General features: G+C 55.5%; 15 protein-coding genes and 1 pseudogene. 15 read left to right on the forward strand and 1 reads right to left on the reverse strand.

What is annotated here, in order from left to right:
• The first annotated feature begins 95 nt into the window (after positions 1-95).
• From BLL52_RS12790 to BLL52_RS12805, 4 genes are all read left to right on the forward strand, one after another.
• Positions 96-1,091: a quinone oxidoreductase family protein gene (locus BLL52_RS12790; RefSeq protein ID WP_075586993.1), complete on the forward strand. Its 996-nt coding sequence runs from the start codon at positions 96-98 to the stop codon at positions 1,089-1,091.
• 98 nt (positions 1,092-1,189) lie between these two features.
• On the forward strand, positions 1,190-2,851 hold the full coding sequence (gene mgtE / locus BLL52_RS12795) for a magnesium transporter (RefSeq protein WP_083633929.1): 1,662 nt from the start codon (positions 1,190-1,192) through the stop codon (positions 2,849-2,851).
• Between the two features lie 58 nt (positions 2,852-2,909).
• Entirely contained in the window at positions 2,910-3,209 is a 300-nt protein-coding gene (locus tag BLL52_RS12800; protein WP_241839146.1) for an XRE family transcriptional regulator, read from the forward strand.
• A 45-nt stretch (positions 3,210-3,254) separates the two neighbouring features.
• Positions 3,255-3,596: a hypothetical protein gene (locus BLL52_RS12805; protein WP_075586995.1), complete on the forward strand. Its 342-nt coding sequence runs from the start codon at positions 3,255-3,257 to the stop codon at positions 3,594-3,596.
• Positions 3,597-3,609: 13 nt separating this feature from the next.
• On the opposite strand, the gene BLL52_RS12810 is transcribed toward BLL52_RS12805, so the two are convergent.
• Complete coding sequence (locus tag BLL52_RS12810; protein ID WP_139313381.1) at positions 3,610-4,815, reverse strand: multidrug effflux MFS transporter; 1,206 nt, start codon at positions 4,813-4,815, stop codon at positions 3,610-3,612.
• 147 nt (positions 4,816-4,962) lie between these two features.
• Here BLL52_RS12810 and BLL52_RS12815 point away from each other — a divergent pair, with 147 nt between their 5' ends.
• From BLL52_RS12815 to BLL52_RS12865, 11 genes and pseudogenes are all read left to right on the forward strand, one after another.
• A complete protein-coding gene (locus BLL52_RS12815) occupies positions 4,963-5,349 on the forward strand; it encodes a hypothetical protein (RefSeq protein ID WP_075586996.1) in 387 nt (128 codons plus the stop codon).
• Positions 5,350-5,667: 318 nt separating this feature from the next.
• Positions 5,668-9,063, forward strand: coding sequence for a sensor domain-containing diguanylate cyclase (locus tag BLL52_RS12820; protein ID WP_075586997.1), 3,396 nt, complete (start codon positions 5,668-5,670; stop codon positions 9,061-9,063).
• 362 nt (positions 9,064-9,425) lie between these two features.
• Positions 9,426-9,797, forward strand: a pseudogene (locus BLL52_RS12825) (isochorismatase family protein); the annotation flags it as partial.
• Between the two features lie 225 nt (positions 9,798-10,022).
• The gene (locus BLL52_RS12830) at positions 10,023-11,588 is read left to right on the forward strand and encodes a type I restriction-modification system subunit M (RefSeq protein ID WP_075586998.1); all 1,566 of its coding nucleotides are present in this window, start codon (positions 10,023-10,025) and stop codon (positions 11,586-11,588) included.
• Positions 11,585-12,190 (forward strand): protein adenylyltransferase Fic, encoded by a 606-nt coding sequence (fic, locus tag BLL52_RS12835; protein ID WP_075586999.1) that lies wholly within the window; start codon positions 11,585-11,587, stop codon positions 12,188-12,190. The genes BLL52_RS12830 and fic overlap by 4 nt, the downstream gene beginning before the upstream one ends.
• Before the next feature lie 3 nt (positions 12,191-12,193).
• A complete protein-coding gene (locus BLL52_RS12840) occupies positions 12,194-13,261 on the forward strand; it encodes a PDDEXK nuclease domain-containing protein (protein WP_083633930.1) in 1,068 nt (355 codons plus the stop codon).
• Between the two features lie 5 nt (positions 13,262-13,266).
• Complete coding sequence (locus tag BLL52_RS12845; protein ID WP_198930627.1) at positions 13,267-14,481, forward strand: restriction endonuclease subunit S; 1,215 nt, start codon at positions 13,267-13,269, stop codon at positions 14,479-14,481.
• Between the two features lies 1 nt (position 14,482).
• Positions 14,483-15,043, forward strand: a complete 561-nt coding sequence (locus BLL52_RS12850; protein WP_075587001.1) for a nucleotidyltransferase family protein — start codon at positions 14,483-14,485, stop codon at positions 15,041-15,043.
• A gap of 24 nt (positions 15,044-15,067) precedes the next feature.
• Positions 15,068-15,838 carry a RhuM family protein gene (gene rhuM / locus BLL52_RS12855; RefSeq protein ID WP_198930628.1) on the forward strand — a complete coding sequence of 257 codons (771 nt, stop codon included), beginning with the start codon at positions 15,068-15,070 and terminating at the stop codon, positions 15,836-15,838.
• Entirely contained in the window at positions 15,832-16,224 is a 393-nt protein-coding gene (locus tag BLL52_RS12860; protein ID WP_083633931.1) for a GIY-YIG nuclease family protein, read from the forward strand. The genes rhuM and BLL52_RS12860 overlap by 7 nt, the downstream gene beginning before the upstream one ends.
• Complete coding sequence (locus BLL52_RS12865; protein WP_075587002.1) at positions 16,221-19,319, forward strand: HsdR family type I site-specific deoxyribonuclease; 3,099 nt, start codon at positions 16,221-16,223, stop codon at positions 19,317-19,319. The genes BLL52_RS12860 and BLL52_RS12865 overlap by 4 nt, the downstream gene beginning before the upstream one ends.
• Positions 19,320-19,343 lie beyond the last annotated feature (24 nt).

Consider the following 19,343-nt stretch of genomic DNA (forward strand, 5'->3'; position numbering starts at 1 on the left):
CGTAGAGAAGGCAGTTTGCAGCAATTTTCGCAGCAAACCGGCGGCTGGGGATTCATGGCAATATCTCGCCTCTTTGTTCTTCCCGCAGGCTCATCATGACGACGCTCACATCCCGCGCCATCCAAATCGATCAGCATGGCGGCCCGGAGCAACTCAAGCTGGTGCAGATCAGCGTGGGCGAACCCGGCCCTGGCGAAATTCGTATCCGCCACCACGCAGTGGGGCTGAACTTCATTGATGTTTACCAGCGCAGTGGCCTGTACCCAATGCAACTGCCAGTGCAACTGGGCATGGAAGCCGCTGGTGTGGTGGAAGCGGTGGGCGAGGGCGTCACCCATCTGAAAGTGGGTGACCGTGCCGCCTACGCCAGCAACCCCAGCGGCAGCTACTGCGACTTGCGGGTGATGCCCGCCCAATGGGTGTGCAAGCTGCCTGACGCGATCAACTTCGAGACCGGTGCGGCAATGATGCTCAAGGGCCTCACCGCGCAATATTTGCTCAAACGCACCCAACCCCAAGGCGGCTTGCAGCCGGGTGACTTTGTGCTGTTTCACGCTGCTGCCGGCGGCGTGGGCCTGATCGCCTGCCAATGGGCCAAAGCCATGGGGCTGCGCTTGATTGGCACTGCAGGTTCAGAGCAAAAATGTGCTCTAGCCCTTACCAATGGTGCGCAGTATGCTATCAATTACGTAAAGGAAGACTTTTTGGCCCGGGTCAAGGAGATCACCGCTGGCCGGGGTGTCAAGGCGGTTTACGACTCGGTGGGCAAAGACACCTGGGACAAATCGCTGGACTGCTTGGCGCCGTTTGGGCTGATGGCCAGCTTTGGCAACGCCTCTGGGCCAGTGGCGCCGTTTTCGCCCGGCATTTTGGGCCCCAAAGGCTCGCTGTATGTGACGCGGCAAACCCTGTTCACCCACATCGCTACCCGCGAAACCACGCAGACCATGGCCGATGACTTGTTTGCGGCGGTGACCAGTGGTCAGGTCAAGATCCACATCGAGCAACGCTACAGGTTAGAAGACGTGCAGCAGGCGCACCGTGACCTGGAAGCGCGCAAAACCACCGGCTGCACGGTATTGACCCTGTAACCGGGCTGACGCCCATTGGGCCAGCCAGTAGGTGATGGTTTAGCCCCGCTCTGCCCGCGCTTGATTGGCACTGCGCCATTGCGGGTATTCTGCAAGGCATGCATTCCACACAGCCTGACAACAATCATTTGGATGAGCTGAGCCCACTCACCGACATCGAGCAGATCACCCAAGCGCTGGCCGACGGCAAAAACAAGCGCGTGCGCAAGCTCCTGGCGCGCATGCACCCCGCCAAGGTGGCCGCCCTGCTTGAAATGCTCGACCCCGAGCAGCGCCAAGCCTTGTGGCAACAGGTAGATGCCGCGCTGGAGACTCGGCTTCGGCCCCACATGAATCTGGACCTGCTCGGCCAGTTTGCCGTTGATTCCGGTGATGCACCCGGCTCCGAGGCGAGCGATGCAGGGCAGGGTGGAAGGACGGCGCCCGATGCGGTCAACCAGTTGGCCGACATCCGCATAGCCCTGGAAGGCGGCAAGCTAAAGCGCGTAGGCAAAATCTTGCTGCGCATTCACCCGGCCAAGGTGGCGGGGTTGCTGGAGTCATTACCGCCCACTGAGCGCAGCACGGTTTGGAGCATGGTCGAGACCGAGCGCACAGGCAAGGTGCTGACCTACCTGCATGACGAAATCCGCATCAGCCTGGCGCGCCAGCTTGAAGTTGAAGACCTGGTGGCGACAGCGCAGCGCCTTGAACTCGATGACCTGGTCGACCTGATCCAGACATTGCCCAGCGAGTTGAGCAGCGCGCTGCTGCAGTCGTCTACAGGGCGCCGGCGCGAGCAGTTGGAGTCCATGCTGTCCTACCCGGAAGATTCGGCCGGCGGCCTGATGGACGCAGACCCGATCGAGGTGCGCGCCAATGTCAAAGTGGGCACCGTGCTGCGCTACCTGCGCTTGCTTGAGACCCTGCCGTCGCACACCGACATACTGATGGTGGTGGACCGCAAGGGCCACTACCAGGGCACGCTGCGGCTGAGCACGCTGGTCACTGCAGAGCTGGGGTTGCGCGTGTCTGACGTGATGCAAACCGATATTGCCGGCATTTCGGTGCATACCGAAGCCACCGAGGTGGCGCGTTTGTTTCAGGACCTTGACCTTTTGTCCGCCCCAGTGGTGGATGACGACAACCGGTTGATTGGCCGCATCACCGTGGATGACGTGGTCGACTTGATCCGCCAGGACTCCGACCGCGCCATGATGCAGATGGCGGGTTTGGACGACGAGGCCGACATCTTTGCGCCGGTGCTCGTCAGTTCGCGCCGCCGGGCGGTCTGGCTGGGCATCAACCTGCTCACCGCTTTTCTGGCAGCCTGGGTGATTGGCCGCTTTCAGGCCACCCTGGAGCATGTGGTGGCGCTGGCGGTTCTGATGCCCATCGTGGCCAGCATGGGTGGTGTGGCGGGCAGCCAAACCCTCACGCTGGTGATTCGCGGGCTGGCACTGGGGCAGGTGCAAAAAGGCAACATTCGCATCCTGCTCAACCGCGAGGTGGGCATCTCGATACTCAATGGTCTTTTATGGGCGGTTGTCGTGGCCTTGCTGGCGGTGGCGTGGTTTGGCGACTGGGGCATTGGCGGTGTGCTTGGCGCCGCCATTTTGATCAACCTGCTGTGCGCAGCGCTGGCTGGTCTGGCGATTCCGTTGATTTTGGATCGCCTTGGCATCGACCCGGCATTGGCCGGCAGCGTGATTTTGACCACCGTGACCGATGTCATCGGGTTTTTTTCGTTCCTCGGTCTGGCGACCGTGTTGTTGCTTTAACTGGTCACTGCCGCTTTCAGTATTTATACTCGGCGCCTGTATGACGCTCTCCATTCCCATGCCTACACCCAGTGGCGACGAGCTCAAGGCCGCGCGGATCAAGGCTGGTTTGTCTCAGGTTGAGGCTGCCACCTTGATGGGCTACCCGGTTCAGTCAGGCAGCCGGGGTGGGCAGCAGTCACGCACCTGGCAGGCGCTGGAAAGTGTCCATGACCCGCGCGACATGGCGGGCTCGGCGTTCGCCTTGTTCCAACTGCTGACCAACAGCCATCCGGAGTTGGCCTTGCGCAGGAAAGATGCTGCGGCCGAAGCAGCCAACGCGCCTGGGCACAGCCAAATTGACCGGGAAGGCGTGTGAAAAGCGATTCGCATCTTCAGCGACAACTCAACCCAAGATTTTCCCGTGAACATCCAACCGAAATCCAAGCCGCGCTGGTCTGTCCGTCTGGGCCCTATCGAATGGGCCAGGCACACCTACGAGCGCCCCGCTGAAGACCCGCTTCAATTGCTGGGCAGTGCCCGGCGAGGCCTGCAAAGTGGCGCGCTGGCCAAGCTTGGCGACGAATTTGTGCTGGTGGTGGGTGACCATGTCACGCCCTTGAGCCATTCAGACAACAAAGATCTGGCCGCGGCAACCGCACATCTCAAGCCGATTGAGCGGCAGTATGAGCCACCTGCGCCACCGCGTGCCGCCGCGCCACCGGTAATCATCATCAAACGCCGGCGAATTCCCGCGCCACATTGACCCGGCCACGGCACTAGCCGTGGCGTTGCACCAGCGTCCAGGCTGACAAGGCAATCAGCGCGCTCCAGAACCACACGCCCAGCGTCAGCGGCAGCACCGTGCCGTCCATGTGGGTGCCCAGCCAGCCGCCCATCGCAAAGGCGCACAGCATCATCAAAAAACCATTCACCGCCGACGCCGCACCGGCTGCCTTCGGAAATGGCCCCACCGCACCACTTTGCCCGCACGGCTGGTGAATGCCGTGGCCAATCATGAACAGCATTTGCGCCGGCATGATGCTCCACACGCTCACCCAGCCCGCCAGCGTCAACACCGCCATCAGCGTGCCGCCGCTAATCGATAGCACCCCAGCCATGCCCACCGCGCGACGCACACCAAAGCGCGGCAACCAGTGGCGGCAGATAAACGTGCCGGCAAGGTAGGCCAGCGAATTCACAAACATCACCAGCCCATACTGAATTTTGCTCAGGCCCAGCACGCCGGTAAAAACAAACGACGAGGCCGCCAGAAAGGTAAACAAGCCGCCGTAAGAGCAGGCTGACAGGGCCGAGAAAGCCAAAAACGTCGGGTTGCTCAAGATGGCGCGCCAGGTGGCCACCAAAGTACCGAGCTGCAGCGCCTGCGGGTTTTTCTGCGGCGCAGTTTCTTCAAAGCGCAGCGCCACCGCCGCTAAGGTAAGCGCGCCAAACACACCCACTGCCAACAGCGCGTAGCGCCAGTTCAGCAGCTCAGACACCAGGCCGCCCAGCGGCGCGCTCAGACAGGCGATCACGCCCAGGCCGCTTAAGCCCTTGCTCATCACCCGCGCGCCTTGGGTGGGTTCGTACAGGTCGCGCACGATGGCGCGAGCGCACATCACCCCGGCACCCATCGCCGCGCCCTGCAGCGTGCGCCAGACAATCAGCCAGCCCATGCTGGGCGCCAGCGTGCTGGCCAGCGACGCCAGCACATAGGCGGCCATGCCGATGAGCAAGATCGGCCGGCGGCCAAACCGGTCAGACAGCGGCCCCCACACCAACTGCGAGCCGCCAAAGGCCAGCAGCAGCGCCGTTAGCGTCAGCTGCGCCTGCGCCATGGGGGCGCCCAGCTCGGCGGTCAGCACCGGCAGCGCGGGTAGGTACAAATCGGTGGTGATGGGTTGCAGACCTAACAAAAGCGAGAGCAGCAGCACGATCAGGCCGGGCGGCATGGTGGACGAATGGTTGGCGTTGGCGGGCATATTGGCGTGCAGATTGTCTATGAGTCGGCACCTGGCCCTAACGGGTGCGCGGGCAGTGTCGGATAGGCCAGCGGATGGGCCGGGGCGCCCGAGGAAAAGCGGTGCTGGTAGATACTTAGCACCTGTTTTGATCAATAAGGGGGCTGCATGGCAATCGGTTGGCTGACTGTTTTGAAATTGGTGCCCTGGGGCGATGTGATCGAGAACGCGCCCAAGGTGGCCAGCGGTGCCAAAAAACTCTGGAACAACGTTGGCAAAAAACCTGACGCACCGCCTGAGACACTGGCGCCAGTGCCCGGCATGCCAGGCGATGTGCCCGACCCAGTGGCCGCGCTGCAGGCAGAGGTGCTGCAACTGCAGGGCGCGGTAGCCCAACTGCACCAGCAGATGCTGGAGTCGAGCGCGCTGATTGGCTCACTGGCCGAGCAAAACACCCAGCTCATCGCCCGCGTGGAGGTCAACCGCAAACGGGTTTTGGGGCTGGCGATTGCGGTGGTTATGCTGCTTGGGGTTGTAGTTTCTAAATTAATTTGATAGCTACTCGCGCTTTATCCGTAAGGGCTAGCTTCAACAATCCCTGTGTGGTTAACCCACGAAAACCGACCCGACTCGCAGCACCTATCTGTGCAAGACTGCCCATCGGGGTTCGGCGGCCTTTGACGAACAAATTTTGGCAAGACACACCCGCTGCCGTCAGCAAACCCCTGCGCCAAGAGGCAGATAATCGCGCGCGGTAAAGTCGCTGCCGCATGCACCAAGCCCCCGCAATTGCAGACCAAACGCCCCACAGATGCCATGACCAGGCCAAAACACCCTTTAGCCCCCGCAGAATAAGCGCAAGCAGCTATCAAAATGATATCTGTCAAAAAATTTCTTGCCACCGGCTTACAACGCTGCACAGCGTTGGCCGTGTTGACTCTGCTGGCGCTGCTGGCGCTGCTGTGGTCCGCTGTGGCCTGGAACCATCAAGACGCTGAGCGTCAGGAATTGGATGACATTCGCCGCGAAACCGCTACGCTGGCGCGGCTGTTTGCCAACGATGCCGATAGCACCTTTCGCAGCGTAGACCACGCCCTGCTGGAACTGCGCAGCGCCTGGGTCAATCGCCCGGCCGACTTGGGCCACGAGGTTAAGGGGTACACAGAATTTTTGGACGAAGCGTTTTTGCAGATTGCCGTCATTGGTGCCGACGGGAATTTGGCCTACTCCAACCTCGGCATGCCCAACGAACCCACGTTTTTGGGCGAGCGTGAATACTTCAAGATGCACCAGGGCACATTGCAGGACAAACTGTTTGTCAGCCGCCCGCTCAAGGGCAAAGTCTCTGGCAAGTGGAGCATCCAACTCAGCCGCCCGATCTTTCGCAACGCACAGTGGGTCGGCGTGGTGGTCATTTCGGTGGACCCCAACTATTTCGTCAAGTTTTATCAAAATGCCGGCATGGGCAAAGACGGCGCTGCGGGCATGGTTCGTGACACCGGCGAGGTGATGGCGCACTCCAGCGGACAAGATGTCTATGTCGGCAAGGTCATTGAAGCGTCGCTCTTCACCAGCCCCGGCGCACCCCAGCAAGGCAGCTTTCGCCGCAAGTCGCAGGTTGACGGCGTTGAGCGCTTGTCGAGCTACTACCGTTTGCCGCAATACGGCCTGACGGTGTTGGTCGGCCCAAGCCTGGTCGAACACCTGGCACCGCTGCGCAGCCAGCAGCGCCAAACTTTGCTCGCCGCCGGGTTGATCACCGTCTTGGTATTGCTGGTGGCCTGGCTGCTGCTGCGCGCCATGGTGCGCAAAGAGGCGGCGCACCAGGCGCTGGTTGTGGCCGAAGCCGCTGCACGCGACAGCAGCCAACGCCTCAATGAGGTCATCCGGGGCGCCCACATTGCCACTTGGGAATGGCAGGTGCAGACCGGTGCCACCGTGTTCAATGCACGCTGGGCCGAGATTGTGGGCTACACGCTGGCCGAACTGGCCCCCATCAGTATCGAGACGTGGAACAAGCTGGTGCATCCAGACGATGCCAAGTTGTCTGGCGACCTGCTGGCGCGATGCTTTAGCCGTGAGCTTGACACCTACGCGTGCGAAGCCCGCATGCGCCACAAAGAGGGCCACTGGGTCTGGGTGAGCGACCGAGCCCGCGTGGTGGAGTGGGCCGCCGACGGCAAGCCGCTGCGCATGGCCGGCACGCACCAAGACATCACCGAGCGCAAGAATGCCGAAGAAAGGCTGAAAGAAAGCGAGGAGCGGTTTCGCAGCATTGCCAATGCCACGCCGGTGATGATCTGGCTGGCCGGCACCGACACCTTGTGCTACTGGTTCAACGCCGGCTGGCTGGCTTTTACCGGCCGCACCCAGGAACAAGAGATGGGCAACGGCTGGCTCGAAGGGGTGCACCCTGATGACTTGGCGCGGTGCGCGGCGTTTTACCTGCGTCATTTTGAGCAGCGCTTGCCGTTTCAAATGGAATACCGCTTGCGCCACCACAGCGGCCAGTACCGCTGGATTCACGACAGCGGCGTGCCACGCTTTGATGCCCAAGGGGTGTTTGTGGGCTACATCGGCTCGTGTGTCGATGCCCATGAAGTGCGCACCATCAAAGACCAGTTGGCCGCCATGGCCGATGCCGTGCCGGGGGTGGTGTATCAGTTCATCATCCACCCTGATCGGCGCGCGCAGTTCAGCTACCTTAGCCAAGGCATTGAAGCGCTTTATGGCGTGAGCGTCGAGGCGGGTTTGCGCGATCACAACGCGCTGACGCATTGCATTGCCCCGCAAGACAGGGTCTCGTACAGCGCCTGGGCCGGGCGTGCCAGTCAGAGACTGACCCCATGGCAGCACGAATTCCGCATCATCGCGTCCGACGGTACTCCCAAATGGGTGCATGACCAGGCGACACCGCAGTTACAAAGCGATGGCAGCGTGCTGTGGAGCGGCATTCTGACCGACATCACCGAGCGCAAGCAGGTGCAAGAAAAGCTGAAAGAGAGCGAGCAACGTTTCCGCATGCTTTTCGACAACTCGCCTGATGCCTACCTGATCGTGCAGATGGACAACGCGGTGATCACCGACTGCAATCATGCGACTGAGGTCATGCTGCGCGGCGAACGGGCGCAGATATTGGGCAAAACCCCGTATCAACTCTCGCCGCTGCATCAGCCAGACGGTCGCCCCACAGCCGATGCCTTCGCAGCTGTCATCCACAGATTGCTGCAAAAAGGGAGTCACCGCTTCGAGTGCCTGCACCAACGTTTGGATGGTTCTGACTTCTGGGTCGATGTTTGCGTGTCGGTCGCCAAAATGGGGCTGCAACAAGTCTTGCTGGTGAACTGGCGTGACGTCACCGAGCGCAAGCAAATCCATCAGGCCTTGCAGAGTATCGAAACGCGTTCTCGTCACATGTTTGAGAAAAACACGTCGGTGATGCTGCTTATTGAACCGGTCAGCGGAGAAATCATGGCGGCCAACCCGTCGGCCTTGGCCTATTACGGCTATGCCGCAGAGCGCTTGGTGGGTGCCCCCGTCGGGCTACTCAACACCATGGCAGCTGAAGCTTTAGCCCAGGAGCGCCAGCTTGCGCTGAGCGAAGCGCGCAACTACTTCAACTTTCAGCATCGCCTGGCCAGTGGCGAGTTGCGAGACGTTGAGGTCTATTCCACGCCGATTGAGCAAGGTGGCAAAGCGCTGCTGTTTTCCATCGTTCACGACATCACCGCGCGCAAGCAGGTCGAAGAAAAAATTCTGCACATGGCCCAGCACGATGCACTCACCGGCCTGGCCAATCGGGCGCTATTCACCGACCGGCTGCAGCGCGACTTGGCCAGCGCGCGGCGCGACCAGACCAGCCTGGCGCTGATGTTCATTGATCTGGATAAGTTCAAGCCCGTCAACGACGAGCATGGTCATGCGGTGGGCGACCTGCTGCTGCAGGCGGTCACCCAGCGCATGCAGGCCTGCGTGCGTGATTCCGACACCCTGGCGCGCATCGGTGGTGACGAGTTTGTGGTGCTGCTGCGCGATGTGGCGGGTGAGTCAGAGGCCTTGGCCGTGGCCGAGAAAATTCGCGCCAGTCTGGCGCAGCCCTTTGAGCTGGCCGGGCACAGCCTGAACATTTCGTGCTGCGTCGGTGTGGCGCTGTACCCGCAACATGGCCTTGATGACCTGGCCTTGTCTAAACACGCCGACCATGCCATGTACCAGGCCAAAGAGCGCGGGCGCAACCAAGTGGTGCTTTATCACGCTCCGCCAGTCTAGAAATTGGAACTTATCTGAAATTAATTTGATAGCTACTAGCGCTTTATCTGAAAGGGCTAGAGGCCTATTTGAGGCTTTTTCTGAAGGTCAGGCTGCTTCTTTGAATGTCCCGAGATGGGTTGGGGCTGCGACAGATACTTGGCGTTTTTTTTGATCTGAACTCCACGGGCCTGCCCGACCCGGCGCACAAGTCGTCAGCGCGTGACCTTGGCAGCACGTGCTCGCGTTGTTCGGCAAGTAAACGCCTGCTTGGCAATCGGCTGGGGGTTGTCGTCGATAAATGAATCTGATAGCTGCTTGCGCTTTATTTGTAAGGGCCAGAGGCCGATTTGTTGGATTTTTTGTGTACGTCAATGAATAGCGTGCAGGGTGCTGAAGACGCCGCCTTGCACAAAGACCTGAAACTGCCCAACGCCCAACTCATCATCCGCAAGGGGTACCACAAAGTGGTGGACAGCTATTGCGCCTTTGAAGAAGCCGACCGCGAAACCGCCACCTACCTAGCTGGCTACTTGAAAGAGCGCGGCATCAAGACTGTGTTTGTAACCGGACTGGCAACCGACTTCTGCGTCGCCTAGACCGCTTTGGATGCGCGTCGGCTGGGCTTTGAGGTCTATGTGGTTGAGGTCGCTACCCGCGGCATCGACATGAACGGCTCGGTGCAAGCGGCTTGGAAGCAGATGGCCGCCCAGGGAATCAAACGCATCCAGCCGGGGGACATTCAGCTGGCGTGAAGGTGGCTTGGGGGCAACCGCATGCTGCGCTGAGGCTGGAGCCGTTCACCCTAATTAAAAACGTCGTTCGTTCAAATTTAGTCAGTCGCCTAATCTGGGAAATCCAGATTAGGCGACGATAGATTACTTAATGCATGCACTGAAACAGACTGTTTTGATCTCGATAATGCTCCAAAGCGTAAAGCGTCCTCGCTTTAAATATCGTCTCAAAACAAAAGCAACACCATGACCAGCACCCAACAACGCGCAGAACTTCAACGCCGAATCTGGCAAATCGCCAACGAGGTGCGTGGCGCGGTCGACGGCTGGGATTTCAAGCAATACGTGCTGGGCACCCTGTTCTACCGCTTCATCAGCGAAAACTTTGCGGCATACATCGAAGGCGGTGACGACAGCATCAACTACGCAAAACTCGACGATGCGGTCATTACCCCCGACATCAAAGACGACGCTGTCAAGACCAAGGGCTACTTCATTTACCCCAGCCAGCTGTTCGCCAAAGTCGTCGCCAGCGCCGCTACCCGCGAAAGCCTGAACACCGACCTGGCCGCCATCTTTACCGCCATTGAAAGTTCTGCCAACGGCTACGACTCAGAGCGCGATATCAAAGGCTTGTTTGCCGACTTTGACACCACCAGCAACCGCTTGGGCAACACCGTCAAAGACAAAAACATCCGCTTGGCTGCCGTGCTTAAAGGCGTGGCCGGGCTGAATTTTGGTAATTTTGAAGGTAGCCACATTGACCTGTTCGGCGATGCTTACGAATTCCTTATCTCCAACTACGCATCCAATGCCGGCAAATCGGGCGGCGAATTTTTCACGCCGCAGCATGTGTCGCGGCTGATTGCACAGCTTGCCATGCATGGGCAAACCAGCGCCAACAAAATTTACGATCCCGCTTGCGGATCCGGCTCACTGTTGCTGCAAGCCAAAAAGCATTTCGACGCGCACATCATTGAAGACGGTTTTTTTGGCCAAGAACTCAACCACACCACCTACAACCTGGCGCGGATGAACATGTTCTTGCACAACGTCAATTACGACAAGTTCAACATCCAGCTGGGCGACACCCTCACCGGCCCCCATTTTGGCGATGACAAACCGTTTGACGCCATCGTCTCCAACCCGCCGTATTCGGTGAAATGGGTGGGCTCAGACGACCCCACCCTCATCAACGACGACCGCTTTGCCCCGGCAGGCGTACTCGCGCCCAAGTCCAAAGCCGACTTTGCCTTTGTGCTGCACGCACTCAGCTACCTCTCCAGCAAAGGCCGCGCGGCCATCGTCTGCTTCCCCGGCATCTTCTACCGGGGCGGTGCCGAGCAAAAAATCCGCCAATACCTAGTGGACAACAACTATGTAGAAACCGTCATCGCACTGGCGCCCAACCTTTTCTACGGCACGACCATTGCCGTGACTATTTTGGTGCTGTCCAAACACAAGCCAGATACCACTACCCAATTCATTGACGCAGGCAGCCTGTTCAAGAAAGAAACCAATAACAACGTGCTGCAAGACTCGCACATCGAGAGAATCATGCAGGTGTTCGACAGCAAAGCAAACGTGGATCACTTTGCCCAGTCCGTGCCTTTCGAGAAGGTGGCCGCCAACGACTACAACCTGTCGGTCAGCAGCTATGTAGTGGCCAAAGACATCCGCGAAGTGGTGGATATTGCCCAGCTCAATGCCGAGCTGAAAATCACCGTTGCCAAGATTGACAAATTGCGGGTGGATATTGACGCCATCGTGGCGGAGATTGAAGGCACCGAGCCCCAAGGAGCTGCAGCATGATTTTAGAAAACAAACTGGGCATCACCGACCAGATTGAACTGGCGCGCGCCGAAGAAAAAATTAGCAAACAAAAAGCCAAACAGTTTTTTGATTCTGGCGACATCAACAAGGTGGGCGTGGGGAAATTCACCGGTCTGGCCTTTATCCATGCCTATTTGTTTGAAGCTATTTATGCCTTCGCCGGAAAAATCCGCGACGTGAATATCGCCAAAGGCAACTTCCGCTTTGCCCCGCTGATGTATCTGGAGCCCTCGCTCAAACACATCGACGCCATGCCACACGGCACGTATGATGAAATCATCGAAAAATATGTCGAAATGAATGTGGCCCATCCTTTTCGCGAAGGCAATGGCCGCGCCACGCGCATCTGGCTGGATTTGATGCTGAAAAAAGAAACCAGGCAGGTGGTGGATTGGAACCGGGTCGATAAAGAAGACTATCTATCTGCCATGCAACGCAGTCCTGTGAAAGACCTTGAAATTAAAGCCCTGCTCAAACAAGCCTTAACCGATCAAATTAATGACCGTGCCTTGTTTATGAAGGGCATTGACGTGAGCAATTACTTTGAGGGCTATAGCGAATTCAAGACCGAGGAGCTGTAGGCAATGAGCGAACCGCAAGACAAAATCAAACGCTTCGACTCCCAGCAAGTTCGGGCTGAGCCGCGTTTTTTTGCAGATGTCGCCCAGATTCTGCAAACTGGCCGCAGTAAGGCCTATCGCGCAGTCAATACCGCCATGATTCAAACCTATTGGCAACTAGGCCAGCGCATAGTGGAAGAAGAACAGCAAGGCGAAGCCCGCGCCGTCTATGGCCAAGACTTAATGAGCAAGCTCTCACGCTACTTGGGGGAGCACTTTGGGCAAGGTTTTTCGGTTGCCAACCTTAAAAATTTTCGCCAGTTCTATTTGACCTTTCCCAGCTTTGATGAATTCGCTACGCACTGCGTAGCCAATATCGCTTGGTCGCATGTGCGCCTCATCATGCGGCTCGATAGCACGGCAGAACGTCACTATTACCTGCAAGAAGCCAGCAGCCAGAATTGGAGCTCACGCCTGCTGGAACGTCATATCAAAAGCGGCTACTACCGCCGCGTTTTGGCGCATCAAAGCCCACTGAACAACCTATTGCAGCCAAGCGCATCGCCGTTCATCAAAGACCCTTATGTGCTGGAATTTTTGGGCTTACCAGAGAATTTAAGCGGCAAAGAAAACCGGTTGGAGCAAAGCCTGATTAACCACCTGCAACAATTTTTGCTTGAACTGGGCAAAGGGTTCTCTTTTGTAGCGCAGCAAATGCGCATTAGCACTGAAACATCCCACTTTTATGTGGACTTGGTGTTTTACAACTACCTGCTTAAATGCTTTGTTGTCATAGACCTTAAAACCGAAAAGCTAACCCACCAAGACATTGGCCAAATGGATATGTATGTGCGCATGTTTGATGATCTCAAGCGTGGCGAGGGCGACAACCCCACCCTAGGCATTATTCTGTGTGCAGATAAAGATGAAACCCTGGTGCATTACTCGGTGCTGAGCGAAAGCCAGCAACTGTTTGCATCGAAATACCAAACCCTCTTGCCCACTGAAGAAGAATTGGCGACCATGCTGGAAAAAGAAACGGTCAAGCGCATGGGGAATGCCGAAGACAACGCGACGGGGGGTGAGGCATGAGCAGCATGAATTTTTTGGAAAAGCTGCTGGATGACCGCGAGTTTCAATGGAGGACTTTGGGTGATCTTGGATCCTTCATTCGTGGTTCTGGTATCCAGAAATCGGATTTCACTGAGTCGGGTGCAGGCTGCATTCACTATGGCCAGATTCATACTCACTACGGCACATGGGCAACGAAAACCAAATCATGCATTGGTCACGAGTTCGCTGCGCGGCTTAGAAAAGCGTATTCTGGCGATCTTGTTATTGCCACCACGAGCGAAGACGACGATGCCGTAGCCAAAGCCGTAGCGTGGCTGGGAAATGAAGAGGTGGCGGTCAGCACAGACGCTTACATCTATCGGCACACGATTAACCCAAAGTACATGTCGTACTTTTTCCAAACAGAAATTTTCCAGTCTCAGAAGAAGCCATACATTACGGGAACAAAAGTGCGTCGAATATCCGGCGACAGCCTTGCAAAAATTCAAATCCCCATCCCCTGCCCAGAAAACCCCAAAAAATCGCTAGAAATTCAGACCGAAATCGTCCGCATTCTGGACACCTTCACCGAGCTGACTGTCGTGCTGACTGTCGAGCTGACTGCCCGCAGAAAACAATACAACCACTACCGCGATCAGTTGTTGAGTTTTAAAGATGGGGTTGTGGAGTGGAAGACGTTGGGGTATCTGGCAGAGAACCTTGATTCAATGCGAAAGCCAATCACGAGCGGGTTAAGAGATCCGGGTGATATTCCCTACTATGGCGCATCGGGGATTGTCGATTACGTTAAAGACTACATCTTCGCCGGCGACTACTTGCTTGTTTCAGAAGACGGCGCAAATTTGCTGGCGAGAAACACACCAATAGCTTTCAGCATCAGTGGAAAGAGCTGGGTGAACAATCACGTTCACGTGCTTAAATTTAAGACTTATGCTGAGCGTAAGTACGTTGAGTTCTATTTAAATAGCATTGACTTAACACCCTACATCTCGGGCGCGGCGCAGCCAAAGCTAAACAAAAGGAACTTGGAGAGCATCAGCATCCCAAACCTTTTACCCAAAGACAAGGAACGAATTGTCGCCATCCTCGATAAATTCGACGCCCTAACCAACTCCATCACCGAAGGCTTGCCCCGCGAAATTGCTTTGCGCCAAAGGCAATATGAGTACTACCGCGATTTGCTGCTGAGCTTTCCTAAGCCCGCATCGGAAATGTCTATTGAATCTGCGGAGAAATGACATGGACAAGATGGAACAAATCAAACAACTTGTCAGCGAGATCAACCGTTTGCACTTTGATTTTTCAAATGATTATTTTGAAACAAAGAAAATAGAAAAAATTAATCTCTCCAAAACCGTTGCACATGTGCCAGCGCTCCATGTTTACAAGTACCGGCTGAACTTGCACGAAAGCGTCAACGATTATCTGATGACGGCGAACATCGATATTAAATATTTTTACCGCGTCAAAACCAGTGAAAGTATTGATGACAAGATGGCGCGCTTCGCTGCGCGTGAAGACCAATACCCCGTGAACAATTGGCTCAATGATATTTTTGGTGCCCGTATTATCCTAAGCGCTGAAGAAATCAATCTCGTGATGGATTTGTTGGATGACTGGCAAGAAGAGTTAGGGCTTAAAAACTGGTATTTGCGCGAGAAAGAAGGTTGTCGCGGTCTGCATGTTTATTTTAAAAATAAAAGCGATTTTTATTTTCCGTGGGAGTTGCAAATTTGGGATGCCAAAGACCTGCAGAGCAACATCAAAAACCACAAAAAATTTAAGCGAAATTTTGTATGAGCAAAACAAAGCTATCAATCATCCATGCCCAATAAGAACCTAAGCCTGCGCGACCAAACCACAGAGTTTTTGCTCTATACCGCGCCCAATGGCGCGATCAAAGTGGAGGTGCTGCTGGGCAACGAGAGCATCTGGCTGACACAAAAGCGCATGGCGGAGTTGTTTGGTGTGGGGGTGGCTGCAATCTCTAAGCACCTTGACAACATTTATGCGTCGGGTGAATTGCAGCAGGAGGCAACTATTTCCATTTTGGAAACAGTTCAACAAGAGGGCTCGCGCCAAGTTGCACGCAAACTGGAGTATTTCAATCTTGATGCGGTGATCTCGGTGGGCTACCGGGTGAACTCAGCACAGGCCACCCAGTTCCGTATCTGGGCGACCGCCTTAATCAAGGAATACATCATCAAAGGGTTTGCCATGGATGATGAGCGGCTGAAAAATGGCCGTTATTTTGGCAAAGACTATTTTCGTGAATTGTTGGAGCGGGTGCGCTCCATCCGCGCCAGCGAGCGACGCATTTATCAACAGATTACCGATGTTTTTGCCGAGTGCAGCATCGATTACGACCCCAAGTCGGAGACCACTCGCCTTTTTTACGCCCATGTGCAGGACAAATTTCACTTTGCCATTACCGGCCACACGGCGGCAGAAATCATCTCTCATTGCGCTCCCGTCATCCTGCGCGAAGTTGTTCCTGCCACCCTGCGCGAAGTTGTTCCTGTCATCCTGCGCGAAGTTGTTCCTGTCATCCTGCGCGAAGTCGCAGGATCCATCTGTGAGGCTAGAGCATGCTAAAACTAGCCTATGTATATATTCTGGCAAGTAAGAAAAACGGTACTTTATATACAGGTATGACCAATAACCTGGAGCGCCGTATTTATGAACACAAACACCACCTTCTGGATGGGTTTACAAAAAAATATGATGTAACCCGCTTGGTATGGTTTACTCAGGGTGAAGATATTCGGGCGGCGATTACTCTTGAAAAGAAAATAAAAAATCGTAGCAGGCAGTGGAAAATCGATTTGATAGAGAAGACCAATCCGCGCTGGAATGATCTTGCAACGAGTTGGCTGGATTCTGGATCCTGCGACTGCGCGCAGGATGACGCGCTTTGTACTATGCAGGATGACGCGCTTTGTATTATGCAGAATGCCGAGTCTAAAAAGGAAGAGGAATGAACGATTACAAGACCATTGCCGAATCTCAAAACTTTATTGTTTTAGACAGATACACCAAAGAGTGGACGGTTTCCGAGAGCTACCAAAGCGAAGGCGATTTGGAGCGCGAATTTATTCAGGACTTGGTGAACCAGGGCTATGACTTCGTACCGGGTCTGAATAACCTTGAGGCCTTGCTGGCCAATGTGCGCGTGCAGCTGCAAGGGCTCAACAACGTGCAGTTCTCCGATGCTGAGTGGCTCCGCTTTGTAGAGACTTGGCTGGACAAGCCCAGCGATGGCATTGTGGAGAAAACCCGCAAGATTCACGATGACTACATCCACGACTTTGTGTTTGACGATGGCCGCATCCAAAACATCTACCTGCTGGACAAGAAAACCATTGCCCGTAACAAGGTGCAGGTGATTAAGCAATTTGGGCAAGCCGGCAGCCATGCCAACCGTTATGACGTGACGGTGCTGGTCAATGGCCTGCCTCTGGTGCAGGTAGAGCTTAAAAAACGCGGGGTGGCGATTCGTGAAGCTTTTAACCAGGTGCACCGCTACAGCAAAGAGAGCTTTAACAGCGCGCACTCCCTGTTCAAGTATTTGCAGTTGTTTGTGATTACCAACGGCACCGACAGCCGCTACTTTGCCAACACCACGCAGCGCAACAAAAACAGCTTCGACTTCAGCATGAACTGGGCGCAGGCCGATAACAACCTGATCAAAGACCTGAAAGACTTTACCGCCACCTTTTTCCAAAAGCACACCCTGCTCAATGTGCTGCTGCATTATTCGGTGTTTGATGTCAGCGACACACTGCTGGTGATGCGCCCCTACCAGATTGCCGCCACCGAGCGCATTCTGTGGAAGATAAGGTGCGCCTATCAAGCCAAAAACTGGAGTCGGCTTGAGGGCGGCGGCTTTATTTGGCACACCACAGGCTCGGGCAAGACGCTGACCAGTTTCAAGGCGGCGCGTTTGGCCACTGAGCTGGAGTTCATCGACAAGGTGTTCTTCGTGGTGGACCGCAAAGACCTGGACTACCAGACCATGAAGGAGTACCAGCGCTTTTCACCCGATAGCGTGAACGGCTCTGACAGCACGGCCGGCCTAAAGCGCAACCTAGACAAGATTGATAACAAGATCATCGTCACCACCATTCAGAAGCTTAACAACCTGATGAAAGGCGAAGGCGACTTGCCCATTTACGGCAAGCAGGTGGTGTTTATTTTTGACGAGTGCCATCGCAGCCAGTTTGGCGAAGCACAGAAGAACCTGAAGAAGAAGTTCAAGAGGTTCTATCAGTTTGGCTTTACTGGCACGCCAATCTTTCCGCAGAACGCCCTGGGCGCTGAGACGACCGCCAGCGTGTTTGGCCGTGAATTGCATTCGTATGTGATTACCGATGCCATTCGCGATGAAAAGGTGCTCAAGTTCAAGGTGGACTACAACGATGTGCGCCCGCAGTTCAAAGCCATAGAAACGGAGCAGGACGAGAAGAAGCTTAGCGCTGCGGAAAATAAGCACGCCTTGTTGCATCCCGACCGCATCCGCCAGATTACCCAGCACATCCTGAACAATTTCCGGCAGAAAACTCACCGCCTGCAAGCAGGTACGAAGGGTTTTAATGCCATGTTTGCCGTAAGCAGCGTGGATGCCGCCAAGCTGTATTACGAGTCGTTCAGGGATCTGCAAAAAGGCAGCGACAAACCCCTGAAGGTGGCCACCATCTTCTCGTTTGCGGCCAACGAAGAGCAGGATGCTGTGGGCGACATTCAGGACGAAGGTTTTGATGTGTCGGCTATGAACAGCAGCGCCAAGGAGTTTTTAAGCGCTGCCATTGCGGACTACAACGCGCTGTTTAAAACCAACTTCAGCGTGGATAGCTATGGCTTTCAGAATTACTACCGTGACTTGGCCAAACAAGTCAAAGCCAAAGAAATCGACCTGCTGATTGTGGTGGGCATGTTCCTGACCGGCTTTGATGCCCCCACGCTAAACACCTTGTTTGTGGACAAGAACCTGCGTTACCACGGCTTGATACAGGCCTACTCACGCACCAACCGCATTTTTGACGCCACCAAGACCTTCGGCAACATCGTCACCTTCCGCGATCTGGAGCAGGCGACCATCGCCGCCATAACCCTGTTTGGTGACACCAACACCAAAAATGTGGTTCTGGAGAAAAGCTACAAGGAATACATGGAAGGCTTCACCGATCTGATAACCGGTGAGGCGCGACGTGGCTACAAGGATGTGGTTGCGCAATTGGAGCAACGTTTTCCAGACCCATCAGCCATTGAAAAAGAGTCGGACAAAAAAGCCTTTGCGAAACTGTTTGGCGAGTATTTGCGCGTTGAAAACGTGCTGCAAAACTACGATGAATTCGCCAGCCTGAAGGCTTTGCAAAGCGTGGACATGAGCGACCCGGAGGCGGTGGAGGCATTCAAAACCAAGCACTATGTAGACGATGCTGCTTTGGCCGCATTGCAAACCATTCAAATGCCTGCCGAGCGCAAAATTCAGGACTATCGTTCAACCTATAACGATGTGCGCGATTGGCTGCGCCGGGAAAAATCGGGCGCTGAGAAAGACAAATCCACCATCGATTGGGATGATGTGGTGTTTGAGGTGGACTTGCTGAAGTCCCAAGAGATCAACCTGGACTACATCTTGGAACTGATTTTTGAGAACAATAAAAAAATCAAGGACAAAGCATCACTGGTTGCAGATGTTCGTCGGGTGATTCGTGCCAGCCTCGGCAACCGCGCCAAGGAAGGCTTGGTGGTGGACTTTATTAACCATACCGACCTGGACCAGATTGGCGATAAGGCCAGTGTGATTGACGCCTTTTTTACATTTGCCCAAGCGGAGTTGCAGCGTGAAGCGCAAGAGTTGATTAGTGACGAGAGCCTGAATGCGGATGCAGCCAAGCGCTATATCACCACCTCACTAAAACGGGAGTTCGCCAGTGACAGCGGCACAGAGCTGAACGCAGTTTTGCCCAAGATGAGCCCGCTGAACCCGCAGTACCTAACCAAAAAACAAAGTGTGTTTCAGAAAATCGCTGCGTTTGTGGAGAAGTTCAAAGGGGTGGGTGGGCAGATTTGACCCCAGTCAGTCTGAAAAGCTCAG

It is taken from the genome of Rhodoferax antarcticus ANT.BR, from assembly GCF_001938565.1.
GTDB classification, from domain to species: domain Bacteria; phylum Pseudomonadota; class Gammaproteobacteria; order Burkholderiales; family Burkholderiaceae_C; genus Rhodoferax; species Rhodoferax antarcticus.